This window comes from Viridibacillus sp. FSL E2-0187, from assembly GCF_038006425.1.
In the GTDB taxonomy this organism is placed as follows: Bacteria; Bacillota; Bacilli; order Bacillales_A; family Planococcaceae; genus Viridibacillus; species Viridibacillus arvi.
In genome coordinates, this window is record NZ_JBBOVG010000001.1 from 2650443 (window position 1) to 2666457 (window position 16015).

The window sequence follows — 16015 nt, forward strand, 5'->3', positions numbered from 1 at the left end:
GTTTTTCTCATTCTCCAAAAAAACGGTTTAATTGTAGCTCTTCGTATACTTTTGTCCTTTTTGCAAACTGTTCTGAATTTTTTACTGCTACAGCACCAACTATAGCGTTCATCAATGAAAATACTGCAGGTGCGACATCTAATGTAGATTTAATTGGTAGCTGTACAGTAAATAAGATATCCGCATGTTCTCGAATTGGAGCAACCTCTGAATCAGTAATACCAATGACAAACGCACCTTGACGCTTTGCTTCTTTCGCCATGTAAATGGTTTCCAAAGTATAACGATGAAATGAAAATGCAACAAAAGTGCTTCCCTCATTCATTTCACTAATACGCAACATAATATCATCTGTATCAGGCCTGAATAATCTTACATTCCCACGCATTAAATCGAGAGTGAACGAAAACCACTGAGCCATTGCATGAGATGATCGAACACCTGATACAAGAACTCTTTCTGATTGTGCTAAATGATCAACTGCTTTAGTAAAATCTTCTCCATTTAGCCTCTCAGCTGTTTGCAATATCACCTCAGCATCCTTTACCATCATTTTTTTTGAAAATTCTTGATCCATCTCAGTGGAATTTTTCATATAGTGGAATTCAAACAAACTACTTTTCTTATTAAGCAGTTGTTCTTGAACATCCTTTTGCAAAGCGCTGTAGCCACTATATCCAAGTGCGTGACAAAATCGAATAACCGTAGTTTCACTGACATTAATCTCCTGTCCTACTTGAACACCTGAGTTCATCGCAAACGCCTCTGGATTTGCAAGAAAATACTTTGCTACCATCTTTAAACCTTTTGAAAATTCATCATATTTGGATTGAACTTTAGACTTTAATGCATCCATTTATCTAACTCCTGTTTCTCGAAGGATTTCCTTTTTTTTCATCATAATGAAGTTTATTCTTCTTTTCAATTAAAATTACAATAAATTCTGAAAATTATAAAATAATTTGCCCATTGATTTAGAAATGATTTATTTCAATCGTATACAAATTTATCTTCATCCATCTTAAAACATACAATGCATTCAAGGTTTCATTTGAAATAGAGATTTACGGCTAAATAAAATAAAAAATTGAACGTATTCATAAAAAAAGTGTCTATAAAAGGAATGACCTTCCTTCTAAAGACACTTTAATTTATCATGTTCAATTACATCGCGAGGTTTTCCTGAAGAATACAGATGTTTAATAATATTGCTGGCATTAAAATTTAACACGTCTGTATTTTTTCCTCTATTCAAAAATTAAAAGCAATTACCTCTTATCATTCTAAATGATTCACTGAGATAACTGCTTCTATATTTAATAACTCTTATCCACGGTGGAACATCCCTATAACTTCTTTTGTCTCTGTAATGTTTACAAACGCATTTGGATCGACTTCATTAATCATTTCTTTAACTTCTGATAATTGATAACGAGTGATAACAGTAATAAGAACTTTTCTACCTTCACCAGTATAGGCTCCCTCACCATCCATAATTGTCACTCCACGATAAAGATTTGCAAGTAACTTCTCCTTCACTTCGTCACCTTTACCGGTAATAATCATAACAGTGAGTTTAATGTGATTCGTATGAATCGTATCAATAACTTTCCCAGTCGCATAGATCGTTACAAGCGTATATAAAGCTGCATCCCAGCTAAATACAAAACCTGAAATTATTACAACGATCGCGTTCATTGCAGATATCATTGCTCCAAGTGGAAAATCTCTTTTCTTATTTAGGAGCATCGCAATAATATCAAAGCCACCTGATGATCCAGATGCTTTAAAAATTATTCCAATACCAATTCCAGTAATAACACCACCAAACAGTGATGCTAGGAGTGGCTCATGTGTTACTTGATAAACCGGAATCACATACAAACTGACTGAAAGTACTAGTACGGAAAGAATCGTATATCCAATAAATCGTTTGCCTAATTTCATTACACCTATAATAAGTAAAGGCAGATTTAATAAAAAGTTTAACAGACCTGTATTTAAAGGCGTTACAAGACCAAGCATGATTGCAATACCACTTAATCCACTGCTGAGAATTTCATGAGGAATTAACAAAAAGTTATAAGCAAACCCAACTAAAATAGAACCAATTGTAATGATAAAAATATTGCGCATAGCTACTCTCCCTACCAAATAATCCTGTGCCTCCATTTTTTTATTCATTATAAAAAAATCACACAACATTTCATACTAGCGCTTCCGAATCTTAACTCGTTGACCATGTCATAAGCGCAATTGAATTATATTATAGTTGAGTTTTAACGAATAAAAAATTTAATAGTTTTTTCTGAAAAATAGGAATAACTATAGCCCAGCAGTAACAACATGAATTGTTCAAAAGTATAAATAAATGAACAATTCATGTATAGCCTTCATTACTCTTCTACACTTGTTTGATCGGCAACTTTATAAATTCTTTCTAGCATTGGAGGATGAGTATATCGGAACCATTTCACAAGAGATGAAGGATTTACTTCACTTAATCCAGATTTCGTGAGTTTTTGAAACGCCGTCACCGCTGCTTCTTTATCCCCCGTCAACTCTATTGCATACTGGTCAGCTCTTGATTCCTGATATCTAGAAAAATAATTCGAGAGCGGACTTGATGCAAATAATAAAACCGATGTAATCAGTAAAAACAATGGAAGCGAACTAATATCATTAATTTTCTTTATTTTTAATACCTTTCCATATCTTGAAATAATCCATGCCATGATCCTCGACGTTAACCAAAGTCCAATAAGCGTCATGAAGATATAACCAACCATGCCAAAATAAATATGTTTCTCTACATAATGTCCCATTTCATGTGCCATTATGAATAAAATTTCTTTATCTGATAAGCGATTTAATGTAGTATCCCACAGCACAATCCTCGAATTACTACCTACACCAGTAACATAAGCATTTAGAGCATTCGTCTTTTCCGCCATGTTCACTTCAAACACATGCTCTGCTGGAATATTTGCCTGTTCGGCTAACGACAAAATCTTTGTCTCTAATTCTTTATTTTTCAACGGGTAAAAATCATTATATAACGGGGCAATTACTACCGGTTGGATAAACATGATAAAAATAGAGAAAGGGATTGTTAATAGCCAGGCATATAACCACCATCTCTTGGTACTTTTTTTTATCAGCCAATAAAGAACCAACACAACTATTACCGTCATGCCGAAGTTAACCCAAAAGTCTATCACACCATCCCTCATCCAAGAAGAAAAGCTTTGGGTACTAATTCCATACTTTTTACTTAAGGAAAAACTATAATAGTCCATTGGAAATAACACAATATAAGTAAGCAGTGATAACAAAAATAGATAGATTACATTTTTTACGATTGTCCATTTGGAAAGTGCTGCTGACCATTTTTCTAACATAAAAGATAGCCCTACAAGCAATATTAAGAAGTAGACGAGCCATTCAAACGGGGTCGCTACAAAAAAGAGGAAATTCCTAATTTTCGAGTACTCTCCACTTAATAGTAATTCGTGCTCGGACATAAACATCGCTGGATCAGCGACAGTTCCCTTTAAAGCAGCTGGTATAGTGCCGCCACCACTATGAAAAATATAAAAATACATCGCTAAAGCATACACACCAAATAACAATAGAGCTGATATTCCCCACTTTTTTGCTATGTCGTTCACTCCCTTGTTCAGTTCGTCCTACAATAAGTGTAATCTAAAATGACAAAGATAGAACAGAATTCTATGTTAAAGCTTTATTAACATTAGCTAAACCCCGAAACAAATTAAATTTGGTAGTAAAATTTGTCCATTTGAAAAAATTTATAAGGATATTCTTCCCCAATTTGAGCAAATTCATGATTTCTTTATTTTTTATGTATACGAAAATTCAAATTAAATTAGTTAACGCATTAGCACTATGTTGTATTTTATCAACCAACATAATGCCAATACATATTACTTTATATTCTTTAGAAAATAGTTAATAAAAGTAGTTTGAGAGCTTTTACTCTATCTAACCCACCATGATTCAACACTATACTAAATCACGTCTTCTCCCAATAAACAGCAAACTCACTAATCCACAAACCAAAATAATTGGCGCGCTTACTTTATATAAATCAGTAAAGCTACTTGCTAACTCTTTTTCTGCGTATTGATCAATATCCTTTGAGTATTTTAGAATTTCTGTATTTATTTTCTCTGATTTCTTTTCAACTTCTTTTGATACCTGTTTAGTTATCTCGGCTTTCTTAATTTCTTTAAACTCCTCAGGAACTCCTTTTAGTACTGTGATTACATTTTGTTGTATTAAAGCATCTTTTTGTTCCTTGGTCATGCCATTGAGTTTTTCTTCTTGATTATTTTTCTTAGTTTCTTCTAAACCTTTATTATTTATTTTTTCATAAACTACGTGTAATATTTTATCTTGCTCTTTTTTATCTACATGAATTTCACGTACTTTTTCTTCTGCGTATTGTTCAATTTTATTTTTATTAATTGTTAGATTATGCGTTAAACTAGATACAAATATTGCAACTGCTAATACTATACCTACTTGTCGTAACATGGATACAACACTTTGGGAAGCTGTTAATAACTCACCTTCAAATGAGGACGCAGTTAATATTGTTATTGGTCCTACAACTAAACCATATCCAATTCCAAGAACCATACAAGGTAAAATAATTTCATTGTTAGTCGACTGAATACTAATCATTTGTAGCCAATAATATGAAACGCTCATAGCTATAAATCCTAACAATATTATAGGAACCTTCCCAATTTTGTTGATAAGAATTCCTGCAATGGGTGAAACCAAGAATATCATAGCTGAAATGGGTGTTACTAATAATGATGCTATTAATTCTGTTCTATTCTGCATTTTTGTAAGGAATGTAGGAAGTAATACGGTTACTCCGATTAAAAACAAATTGCTTAGTATAACAACAATTGATGCACCGACAAAAATTCGATCTTTAAATAGCTGTAAATTCACCATTGGAGAAACCACTTTTCTCTCAACTACTATAAATAATATGAAAGAAATGAAACTAGAAATGTAACATGCCCATGCAACCCCGCTCATCCACCCCCATGTATTACCTTTTACTAAAACTAAAGTGAATAAGAAAATAGTTGAACTACATAGTACACATCCAATCCAATCTATTTTAGATACGACACGTTCTTCATTTCTAACGTGTAATAAAACAAAGCAGAGTATAATTCCGATTATACAAATTGGGATATTAACAAAGAATACCCATCTCCATCCTAAATTTTGTGTAATCACCCCTCCTATCACAGGGCCCAGGGCTGCAGATAAACCTTGTGTAACACCTAAAATTCCAAGAGCAATATTCCTCTTTGCTAATGGCATTGCTGATACACCAATTACCATACTAGTTGGAAATAATATAGCTGCGCCTATACTTTGAATTAATCGAGATAATATCAGAAAATCACCGGTATTTGCAAAAGCACATAATACTGAGCCAAATCCAAATACAAATAATCCAATAATGTACATTTTTGCTTTACCAAAAATATCTGCAATACGTCCTAACGGAATCGCTAAAACTGCAATTGACATTGTATATATATTTAATATCCATGACATCTTTTCTAATGTAGTGCCTAGGCTAGATTGTATTGCTGGTAAAGCTATATTCATAATAGTCGTATCAATCATACAAAGGAAAATACCTAAACACATTAAGAAGACGATTTTAATTCCTTTAGATTGCTCCATGTGAATCTCCCCCTTTAATTATCTAAACAATTCACTTTCAAAATTATTTTGCTACTCAAGCGCATCTTTTTTCTTAAGCTGTGTTAACTTTTTCTTTAATGTTTCTACTTCTGCAGTATAAGTTGCAATCCCGATTTCTAATGAAACCTCTTCTTCAAATGTTATGCCTTTTTTCCACGTTTCGTATTTTGACAAAAGATCTTCGATATCTGCTTCTTTTCTTTTAATTTCTTCTTCCATCCACTTTTGAATAGTTGATACATCACTATATTTGCCAAAATACATGCGCATCAAAAAATCAGAACGCAATACTTCCTTTTCTACATCACTTTGCAAATACTGTTGGAACTCTTTTCGTCCTTCGTCGGTTATGAAAAACATTTTTTTATTTGGTTTTCCGTCTTGCATCACTACTTCTTTTCTAATTTTCCCGTCCTTCTCCAACTGTCTTAAAGTTGGATAAATCATCCCAAAGCTTCCATCAAAGAAATGCGTAAATATTTCTTCAAAAACCATTTTTATATCATAACCTGATAGCTCTTTCTCCATCAATAATCCTAAAACGACGTCTCTCCCCTTCATACAAACACCCTCACAATTTATATTTTCATTATTCATATTAACAATGTTAATATCATTTATAATAATACATTATATGGATTTAATTGTAAAATGATACTAAAAAACAACTCAATTTTACAGTTAATTTAATTCACTAAAGCAAATGGCTTAGTATTACTCTCTACATTGGAAAGAGGGAATACCCAAGGATTATAGGATTGGTTTTACTTCTATAACAAATCTTGCTCTACTTTCTAAAGAGCATTTATTACATGCTTTTAACTAAACAGAGCGAATAATGTTTTAACTTCAATCACTCTGTTTGTTTTTATAAAATCCAAGTTTTTTAAATATTAAAATTATTTTGATTTATATTAATATTAGAGGTTATTATTAAGTTACAAATTAGAATATAGGGAGATGTGTTGCTGAATGACAGTTAATTACGACTTTTTATTACATCATCAACAGACTATTAAGGAAGATCTTTTAAATCTCGTACAAGCAGAGTCACCCAGTCACGAAAAGAATCTTGTTGATATAACAGGTAATCTGATTAAGACTATAATCCAAAAGCGTCTTGGTAAAGATTACATCTGTACGGAATATATTAATAACCAATATGGAAATCACCTCCTATTCCAGAAAGAACATTCTCTAAAACCTCGAGTTTTATTTCTTTGTCACTTTGACACGGTTTGGCCAAAAGGTGAATTACCAATTCATTTTGAAGATGAATTGTTTTATGGGCCAGGAGTGTTTGATATGAAAGCAGGATTGTTGTCATCTATTTGGGCAATTTCTTCATTAGAAAACACTTTAGAAGCGTTACCGATATCTCCTGTATTTTTACTTTCTTCAGATGAAGAAATAGGTAGTTTATCTTCGAGAGATTTGATTGAAGAGATGGCAAAAACATGTGAAGCGGTTTTTGTGATGGAGCCCCCTGAAGCCGAAACGAGTAACCTAAAAACAGCTAGAAAAGGTATGGGAATGTATCAATTAGAAGTACAAGGAATAAGTACACACGCAGGAAATAACCATGAAGATGGTGTCAACGCTATATTAGAGATTTCTTATCTAGTACAACAACTTCAAGAGCTAACAGATTATGCTAAAGGGACGACGGTGAACGTAGGTGTTATTCGTGGTGGAACAACGATTAATGTAGTGCCAGAATCCGCTTCCATTGACGTAGACTTTCGAATTTCTACATTATTTGAAGCGGAAAGAATTATGCAAGCAATCGAACAACTTACTCCGAAAAACCCACTTGCTAAACTGAGTATAACTGGTGAATTGAACCGTCCACCACTTGAGAGAAACGAAGCCAATCAACAATTATTTAAACTTGCGCAAGAAGCAGGAAGAAAACTGAACATTGTGGTTAATGAATCTAGTGTAGGAGGAGCAAGTGATGGGAACTTCACTTCTGCTTTAGGTATTCCAACGATTGATGGACTAGGTATTCCGGGAGATGGAGCCCATGCCAGAAATGAGCATATTCAATTCGATATGTTTGCAAAACGTTGTGCCCTAGTTGCAGAGCTATGTATTGCCTTTGGAGATAAATTTGTAAATGACTATAATGTTATTAACAATAAAGAAGAACGTATAACAAAATAACAAAAACGTAGAATTCATAAATGCTAAATGTTCGGTATCAAGCTATGAAGAAATTCATAGACTGATACCTTTTTGTTCCTCTTACTAGAAGTGAAACTTTGCATCCACATATACGTATTACTAGTATTCAACAGAAAGAGGCGATTTTACGAGTGGATGATTCAAGGGAATGGTTATCAGAAGAATTGAAAAAGGTGGAAGCATGGGAAAAAGATCAAAATGATTTATGGTTTTTTGAGAAAATTGGGCGGTTGCCCTTTAAGATTATTGATAAATGGACACCTAAGTTCATTCAAGATAAAATTGGCATTCTACTGGACGAGCTTGGACAATACGTTCAAACAGGTGGAAACTACCTTAGTTCAGTATCTAAAATCCCTTCGTATTATCCCAACCTAGAGGTACAAACGATTGAGGATGTTAAAACTCTACCAATCTCTAAGATGGATCAAGCAGTAGATGGGCTAACTAAAAACAGAAAAAATTTAGCCACCCTGCAAGGAGCTGGAACTGGCATTGGAGGTATTTTCACATTATCAATTGATATCCCTCTTCTTTTAGGTTTACAGTTAAAAACTATACAAGACATCGCAATTTGCTATGGCTATGATCCAAATGATAAAAAGGAACGTTTATTTATCATAAAATGTCTTCAATTTATCTCCTCTGACATTGTTGGTAAGGAAGCGATCCTTTCTCAATTATCTATGTTTGATAACCAAGATGAATCAGCGAAACGAGAAATTCTATCTGAAATGCAAGGGTGGCGTGAAGTCGTGTATTCTTACCGAGATCAATTTGGTTGGAAGAAGCTGTTTCAAATGATTCCAATTGCCGGTCTCCTATTCGGTGCATTCATTAACCGTTCAGCAGTGCATGATATAGCGGAAGCGAGCAAAATGCTATACAGAAAGAGAAGGATCATTGAAAAATTGGATTAAATTGAGTTTGACTCCTTCAATTTTTAAAAAAATAATACCTTACCCATCATTGGGTAAGGTCTGGCATACAATTATTTACACTCTAATTAATATCCTTGCTTGTGTTTAAATCCGTACTATAAATTATAAAAACATGCCTGCTATGGCGGCGCTTAATAATGAAGCCAACATCCCCGAGGCTACAGCTCTAAAGCCTAAGCGTGCAACATCTTCGCGACGGCTCGGTGCCATCGAACCTAAACCACCTAACAACATCGCCATCGAGCTTAAGTTTGCAAATCCACATAATGCGAAGCTTACTACAATTACTGTTTTCGGAGATAATGATGCAATTTCAGGTGCAAAAGAAGAATAAGCAACGAATTCGTTTAGCACTAACTTTTGCCCGATATAAGATCCAGCTTGAACTGCTTCTGACCAAGGGACACCGATAACAAATGCAAGTGGTGAAAAAATAAACCCTAAAATCCCCTCAAGTGTTAACCCTTTAAATCCAAAAATACTTCCTACTCCGCCTAATAGTCCATTAAGAAGTGCTATTATTGCGATAAAAGCGAGTAACATTGCCCCTACGTTTAACGCAAGTTTTAATCCATCACTAGCTCCTCGTGCAGCTGCATCAACAACATTGACAGATGAATCATCTTTTTCCATTGTAAAGTTTTCTTCATTCACAACCTCCGTTTCCGGAATCATGATTTTCGCTAAAATTAATCCTGCTGGTGCAGCCATAAAGCTGGCAGCAACCAAATATTCTAGTGGAACCCCTAATAATGCATATCCTACTAAAACTGATCCTGAAACCGAAGCAAGTCCACCAGTCATAATAGCAAAAAGCTCTGATTTTGTCATATTTGCTATAAACGGTCGTATAACAAGAGGTGCCTCCGTCTGCCCTACAAAAATATTAGCAGCAGCCGAAACAGATTCTGCCTTACTAGTTCCCAAAAGCCTTGAAAGAGCTCCACCGAGAATTCGGATAAAGAACTGCATAATACCTAAATAATATAAAACGGAAATTAGAGATGAGAAGAAAATGATAACGGTCAATACTTGAAAAGCAAAGACAAAACCGAAATTTTCTGTATCTGCTGCAGGACCAAATACGAAGGAAATCCCTTCACTTGCATAAGAAATTAAATTTTGTATACCATTTGAAAAAGCTAGGAGACCTTCACGCCCTGTTTCCCATTTCAAAACAATAAAAGCAAACAAAATTTGAATTACTAATCCTCCTAAAACCGTTCGCAAATTAATTGATTTTTTCGAACTTGATAATAGAAAAGCTATAACAAGAATAGCAATTATACCGCAAATTCCCCATAATACGTTCATATTAGACACCTTCTTATTATGTAGTATAAATACAATACTTTTTATCAATTACTTTAATTAAACATCTAACAATAGAAAGCCATAGTGAGCTTCTTCACAAATTGTACAAAGGATGAAAATTAAATATTGTTCTCATTTCTCAACCTTTTCAACTACTTCAAAACAACCGTTTCTCATGAATAACTAATCTAGAAATAGTCATTCCCTAAATCAAAAAAAATATCACATTCTATAGTTGAATTATTTTTTCTGTATTTAATTCAATAAAAAAAGTTCTAGTGCCATACTGAGCACTAGAACTTTTGTCAAATCACTATTGAAATTTCGACTTAAATGTTGCACTGATTTTGACTTTTCTTAGTTGGATTTTCATTTTTAACTACATTAACATCATATTATCCATTTTAATTTATTTACGTTGATACTCATAAATTCGTCCAATTGTTTCTAACCACGTGTTTAGAATTATTGGAAATACCGCTTCATCAATATCAAATTTTTCATGATGATGACCAGCCGCTAATGTTGTACCAAAAATAGCATATGTTGCAAGTCCACCTTGTCGCTGAACTTTATCCATCATATAAGTTGCATCCTCTGAACCACCTGCAAACTTACTTCGCAACAGAACTTCCTCTACACCATCTATACCTTTAGCTGTAAGGCCAACTATATCAACTAATTCTTCGGAAGATGCACACGTTTTAGCTTCGCCAACTATTTCGTAAGAAAGCTCAGTTCCATACATTTTAGAAGCTCCTTCTAAAATAGATAGCGCTTGCTCATGTACATAAGTATGAACCGAGTTATTTTCACCACGTGTCTCTAATTTTAATGAGGCATGAGCTGGTACAATATTACGTCCATCTCCTGATATGCAAGTTCCAACATTGATACGTGATGCACCATCACTATGTTGAGTAATTGTATGAAGACCCAGTATTGCCGAAGCTGCAGCAAGTAAAGCATTTTTCCCCTTTTCAGGTTCAGCCCCCGCATGTGCAGCTTTACCAGTAAACTTTGCATCTATTTTAGTTGTAGCTAAAAAACCATCTGCACCAGCTATTACTGTACCCAATGGTACGTTTATCCCTACATGCATACTTAAAAAATAATCCACATCATCTACTACTCCAGCAGCGACCATCGACTTTGCCCCGCGAACACCTTCTTCAGCTGGTTGAAAAATAATTTTAATAGTACCTTCAATTTGATCCACATTATTTGCAAGGACTTTTGCTAAGCCTAAACCAATTGCGCTATGGGCATCATGTCCGCAAGCATGCATTTTCCCTGCATATTTTGAGCGAAAATCAAACTGTTTCGGTAGATGTGTCAATTCATCATTTTCCAGTATATCTAGCGCATCCATATCAAAACGGAAAGCAATCGTTGGACCAGCTTTTCTTCCTTTAATTGTACCAACAACCCCTGTATATCCCCCAACCATTTTTTCCATATATTCTAAGTAGCCGCCGTTACTTTTGGCGTTTTCATAGTAAACTGCTAACTCGTCATCAGAAGGAACACCCATTCTTTCTTCTGACACAACTTCTTTTCCTACCTGTACTTGAAACCCTAATATGCTCAATTCATGTGCGATTATTGAAGCTGTTCGAAATTCCGTCCAACCTGTTTCAGGATACTGATGGAAATCCCTTCTCCACGCAACCATTTGCTCAATTAAATTAGAAGTAGTTGTAAATAGTTTCATCATCCACACTCCCCTGACTAATAATTAGATAAGTCCTACTAAGACTTAAAATTGACTTCCTGTACCTTTAGAAACTTTTGCATAAATTGAACGATTTCAGTATTCATTTTAATATGATTTTCGATTTTTTCTGTTTGGTGACCTTCGTCCTCGAAAATAATAAGTTCTACGTGCTTTCCTTGCTCTTTTAAATCTTCCGTAAGCTGTTCGGCTTCACTAACAGGAACTCGGGTATCGTTTCTGCCATGGAAAATAAGTAACGGTACTTTTATTTTATCGGAATGGTTTAATGGTGCGATTTCTTCAAAGAAATCAACATCTTCTTTTAATGAACCATATTCATATTCACGTAATTTTCTGCGCCATGCTCCTGTATTTTCTAAGAATGATTTGAAATGGGATATTCCCACAATATCCACTCCTGCCGCCCATATATCAGCATAATGTGTTAGAGCAGCTAAAACCATAAAACCACCATAGCTACGCCCCATAATCCCGATTCGTTCAGAGTCGACACCATGCGTATTTACTAAATCGTTAGCTAGCCATTTTAAATCAGCTACAGAATCCATACGCTTCCGTACATCATCCAATTTCACGTATTTTCGTCCGTACCCCATACTACCTCGTACATTCGGGGCTGCTACTGCAAAGCCATTAGCTGCTAGATACTGAATGACAGGGTTATACTCAGCACGTATTTGATACTCTGGTCCACCGTGAACATACACTACTACCGGCTGAGCTTCTTCCTTTTTACCATATAAAAAGTAAGGTACTTCCAAACCATCAAAAGAAGAGAATGTACAAAGCTCAGGTTGCTGCCACAAGTGTTGTACTTCTTCAGCCTCGCCTATGAATGTAACACGTTCTACTTGATTGTCATTCAAAGATACTCTCCAAATATCACCAGGAAGTATTGGGCTTTTTAGTCCAAAGTAAAGTTCATTATCATTTAGCCAAGTTAGAGATTCCACTACACCGCTTGGAACGCCTTCGATATAATGATGCTTTTGTTTTGTTAAATCATAAATCCCAAGAAGTGAGACTCCACCCTCGTTTGTAGTAAACGCTAGGATAGAATTGTCTGGGGACAATTTAATTTCTTCAATATCCCATTTATCGAATGTTAGAAGTTCCTGTAGTTGAGAAGATTCTTTAAAACTAAATTGGTGAATGCCTAAAGTATCTTGACCGACATCGGTAAGAATGAATCCACTCTCGCCATTATTGCTCTGCTGAAGTGACTGATATCTAGCTAAAGGTTTTCCTTCAAATAGTTTACAAAGCTCTTTCTTTTTTAAGTTTAGTATGTAATAAGATTGATCAATATTTGTGTCAGGCATGCTAATGATTAAATGCTCTCCATCCATTGTCCAAGCAATAGGAGTACAATTGCCATCCACTTGATAAACTACTTCCTCTGTTTTGGTTACCACATCCAGGATAAATACATCAAAGTAACCAGGATGACGACGATTACTTGTGAAAGCAATTTTACTTTCGTCAGGAGACCAGCCACCAAATTGGTGAAAATGTTCTTTTGATACTACAAGTTCCTCTGTGTACAGGTCTTTTTCCCTCAATAAGTGAAATTGCTGCTTTTCATTTCCTTTTTCGTCTATACCAACGATCGTTTGCTTTCCTGATGGAGAATGATATGCCGCTAGAACTCTGTCTGGTAGGTTTGAGTATTGTTGAATTTCTGTTGTTTTCACATCCCACTTCCACACTTGTGGAATTCCAGTTTCTTTAGAGATAAAGGTAATAGCTTGTTGATTTGGGAGCACTTGAGGCTGGAATCCTCCACGGACATTTAAGTACTCAGATAGAATTTGATCCGAATTCATCATTTATTTCAGTCTCCTTTTTATAAATAGAATCTACATTTATGTATTTCAACTAATAGTAAATAATTAATCCAATAATGCTTACGAAAATTGAAGACGCAGCTAAACTACCAATTGAGAAAAACAATACTTGGGCTATCTTTTCTTTGAATTGATTTAAATTTGCATCATCGGCGAGCTGCTGATTTGAACGTTCCAGTGATCTAGACTTGTTCATAGGAATTATAAAACGCCCAAGTGATCGAAATCCCCTCGTAAACATATTAAGAAATCTAGTTTGCCAAATGTTAATACAAGCTGATATTATTGCAGCTGCTAAACCGAAAAGAAATGTGTAGTTAATCCATTCAGTTAGTGTCCAATTTAAGAGCAACATAATTCCTCCCCAAAGCATGGACAGAGCACTTGTAAGTATAAAAAATCTTTTCATCCTATCACCTCGTATTAATTTGCATCTGTTTTAGTTATAAGAAAAAAAGATAAAGCCCCTTACAATTCCATGTCTTCTTAGAAAAGCTTACGCTCTCTTCGGTAAACTGCTGGCGAAGGGACTCTATCAATTTACAACTCACAATTTATGAATAAACTGTTTTATTTTGTTTTTTCCGCCCATTTTAATTGAGGGAAACGATTCACATAATAGGCGATGTCTTCAAAGTCAGGATTTGTTAAGTAATTATATTTATAGAAATTTACAGGCATAAATGGCATATCCGTCATCAAAATTTTCTCTGCTTGATGCAAAAGCTCATAGCGTTTATTTACATCTTGCTCTACTTTTGATTTAGCAATAATGGAATCATATTCTTTATTTACCCATCCTGTACGGTTGTTAGGGCTATCACCTAGGTAGTAGTCAAGATTAACAACTGGATCAACGAAAATACCAATCCATCCCATACGAGCCATTTGGAAGTTTCCTTGTTTTGTCGTTTCTAAATAAGTACCCCACTCTTGGTTACTAAGTTTAAGTTTGACACCTAAGTTTTGATCAATCATTTCTTGTACTGCTTCTGCTATTTTTTTATGATTTTCAGCAGTGTTATAAAGTAATGTTACTTCTGGAAGCTTACTCCAGCCTTCTTCAGCCATACCTTCTGCTAATAGTTTTTTAGCTTCTGTTGCATTTTCTTCAAAGTAATCTCCACCAACTTTACGGAAATCTCCTTCTGGTGTTTCTGCGCCTTCTGGAACCATTGCATACGCTGGTGTTTCTCCACCTAACGTTACATTTTCAGTCAATGCTTTACGGTCAATTGACATTGCGAAAGCTTTACGAACTTTTGCATTTGTAAATGGCTCTTTTTTAACATTGAACATATACATGTATGTTCCGTAGTAAGGTTCTTCACGATAATCTTCATTATCTTTTTCAGTTGCTAGAACATCACTCGGTAATGTACTGATTAAATCCAATTCACCTGTTTTGAACATTTGATAGTAAGTTGTAGCTTCATTTACTATTTTGAAAGTAACTTTGTCTAATTTCACTACGTCTTTATCGTAGTATTCATTGTTCTTTTCAATTACTACATTACTTTCATGCTTCCATTCCGTCATCTTAAATGGACCATTACTAATGTATGTGTTTGCATCTGCAGCCCAGTTATCGTTACTTTCAACCAGTTTTTGTTGAACCGGATAGAACGTCCATAATGTAAGTAAGCTATCGAAGTAACCTAACGGCGCATTCAATTCGACTTCAAGAGTTTTATCATCAACAGCTGTTACCCCAACATTCTCCACTTTACCTTTACCTTTGTTGTATTCTTCTGCACCTTTAATATAATAAAGATAAAATGAAAACGCACTACCAGTTTCGGGATTTAAAACCCTTTTCCAAGCATATTCGAAGTCACCTGCAGTAACTTGAGAACCGTCTGACCATTTTGCGTCATCACGAAGAGTAAACGTATAAGTCTTTCCGTCATCAGATGTCTTCACATCTTTAGCTGCTCCTAAAACCGGCTTACCATCTTTATCACGAGTATATAGACCTTCAAAAATATGATCTAGTACCCAACCAGAAGTTGTATCTGTTGCCTTAGCAGGGTCAATTGCCGGTGGTTCGCTACTCGCATTTACGACAATTTCTTGTTTAATGTTACCTTTATCTACTTTATCTCCATTTGATGAATCATCGGCTCCTCCACCATAACACCCTGCCAAAGCAGAGCCTGTTACTAGCACTAAAAGTAATGTCAATATCCATTTTTTCATTTTATTTCCTCCTTCTTTCTATT

The 16015-nt window shown here is 34.8% G+C and carries 12 protein-coding genes; 2 read left to right on the top strand and 10 right to left on the bottom strand.

Annotation, left to right across the window (positions count from 1 at the left end):
- Positions 1–7 precede the first annotated feature (7 nt).
- The 5 genes from MHH85_RS12995 to MHH85_RS13015 all read right to left on the bottom strand — a co-directional run bounded on the left by MHH85_RS12995 (position 8) and on the right by MHH85_RS13015 (position 6327).
- Positions 8–856, bottom strand: a complete 849-nt coding sequence (locus MHH85_RS12995) for a MurR/RpiR family transcriptional regulator (protein ID WP_340707405.1) — start codon at positions 854–856, stop codon at positions 8–10.
- Between the two features lie 470 nt (positions 857–1326).
- Positions 1327–2136: a YitT family protein gene (locus MHH85_RS13000; RefSeq protein WP_193741195.1), complete on the bottom strand. Its 810-nt coding sequence runs from the start codon at positions 2134–2136 to the stop codon at positions 1327–1329.
- Positions 2137–2396: 260 nt separating this feature from the next.
- Positions 2397–3662 (bottom strand): M48 family metallopeptidase, encoded by a 1266-nt coding sequence (locus tag MHH85_RS13005; protein WP_340708170.1) that lies wholly within the window; start codon positions 3660–3662, stop codon positions 2397–2399.
- A 364-nt stretch (positions 3663–4026) separates the two neighbouring features.
- Positions 4027–5745: an MFS transporter gene (locus MHH85_RS13010; protein WP_340707406.1), complete on the bottom strand. Its 1719-nt coding sequence runs from the start codon at positions 5743–5745 to the stop codon at positions 4027–4029.
- 51 nt (positions 5746–5796) lie between these two features.
- Positions 5797–6327, bottom strand: coding sequence for a PadR family transcriptional regulator (locus tag MHH85_RS13015; protein WP_340707407.1), 531 nt, complete (start codon positions 6325–6327; stop codon positions 5797–5799).
- 411 nt (positions 6328–6738) lie between these two features.
- Here MHH85_RS13015 and MHH85_RS13020 point away from each other — a divergent pair, with 411 nt between their 5' ends.
- Positions 6739–7932, top strand: a complete 1194-nt coding sequence (locus MHH85_RS13020) for a M20 family metallopeptidase (protein WP_340707408.1) — start codon at positions 6739–6741, stop codon at positions 7930–7932.
- A gap of 152 nt (positions 7933–8084) precedes the next feature.
- Positions 8085–8873, top strand: coding sequence for an EcsC family protein (locus MHH85_RS13025; RefSeq protein ID WP_340708171.1), 789 nt, complete (start codon positions 8085–8087; stop codon positions 8871–8873).
- 123 nt (positions 8874–8996) lie between these two features.
- Here MHH85_RS13025 and MHH85_RS13030 read toward each other — a convergent pair whose 3' ends face one another.
- From MHH85_RS13030 to MHH85_RS13050, 5 genes are all read right to left on the bottom strand, one after another.
- Entirely contained in the window at positions 8997–10208 is a 1212-nt protein-coding gene (locus MHH85_RS13030) for a NupC/NupG family nucleoside CNT transporter (protein ID WP_340707409.1), read from the bottom strand.
- A gap of 409 nt (positions 10209–10617) precedes the next feature.
- A complete protein-coding gene (locus MHH85_RS13035) occupies positions 10618–11925 on the bottom strand; it encodes an amidohydrolase (protein WP_340707410.1) in 1308 nt (435 codons plus the stop codon).
- Between the two features lie 35 nt (positions 11926–11960).
- Entirely contained in the window at positions 11961–13775 is a 1815-nt protein-coding gene (locus MHH85_RS13040) for a S9 family peptidase (RefSeq protein ID WP_340707411.1), read from the bottom strand.
- 49 nt (positions 13776–13824) lie between these two features.
- Positions 13825–14202, bottom strand: coding sequence for a DUF3899 domain-containing protein (locus MHH85_RS13045; protein ID WP_340707412.1), 378 nt, complete (start codon positions 14200–14202; stop codon positions 13825–13827).
- 161 nt (positions 14203–14363) lie between these two features.
- Positions 14364–15992, bottom strand: coding sequence for a peptide ABC transporter substrate-binding protein (locus MHH85_RS13050; protein WP_340707413.1), 1629 nt, complete (start codon positions 15990–15992; stop codon positions 14364–14366).
- Positions 15993–16015: the final 23 nt, after the last annotated feature.

Bases quoted from the DNA above. Each gene is read 5' to 3' on its own strand.
- MHH85_RS12995 (WP_340707405.1), bottom strand. From the start codon at position 856: ATGGATGCATTAAAGTCTAAAGTTCAATCCAAATATGATGAATTTTCA.
- MHH85_RS13015 (WP_340707407.1), bottom strand. From the start codon at position 6,327: ATGAAGGGGAGAGACGTCGTTTTAGGATTATTGATGGAGAAAGAGCTA.
- MHH85_RS13040 (WP_340707411.1), bottom strand. From the start codon at position 13,775: ATGATGAATTCGGATCAAATTCTATCTGAGTACTTAAATGTCCGTGGA.
- MHH85_RS13020 (WP_340707408.1), top strand. From the start codon at position 6,739: ATGACAGTTAATTACGACTTTTTATTACATCATCAACAGACTATTAAG.
- MHH85_RS13035 (WP_340707410.1), bottom strand. From the start codon at position 11,925: ATGATGAAACTATTTACAACTACTTCTAATTTAATTGAGCAAATGGTT.
- MHH85_RS13030 (WP_340707409.1), bottom strand. From the start codon at position 10,208: ATGAACGTATTATGGGGAATTTGCGGTATAATTGCTATTCTTGTTATA.
- MHH85_RS13045 (WP_340707412.1), bottom strand. From the start codon at position 14,202: ATGAAAAGATTTTTTATACTTACAAGTGCTCTGTCCATGCTTTGGGGA.
- MHH85_RS13010 (WP_340707406.1), bottom strand. From the start codon at position 5,745: ATGGAGCAATCTAAAGGAATTAAAATCGTCTTCTTAATGTGTTTAGGT.
- MHH85_RS13050 (WP_340707413.1), bottom strand. From the start codon at position 15,992: ATGAAAAAATGGATATTGACATTACTTTTAGTGCTAGTAACAGGCTCT.
- MHH85_RS13000 (WP_193741195.1), bottom strand. From the start codon at position 2,136: ATGCGCAATATTTTTATCATTACAATTGGTTCTATTTTAGTTGGGTTT.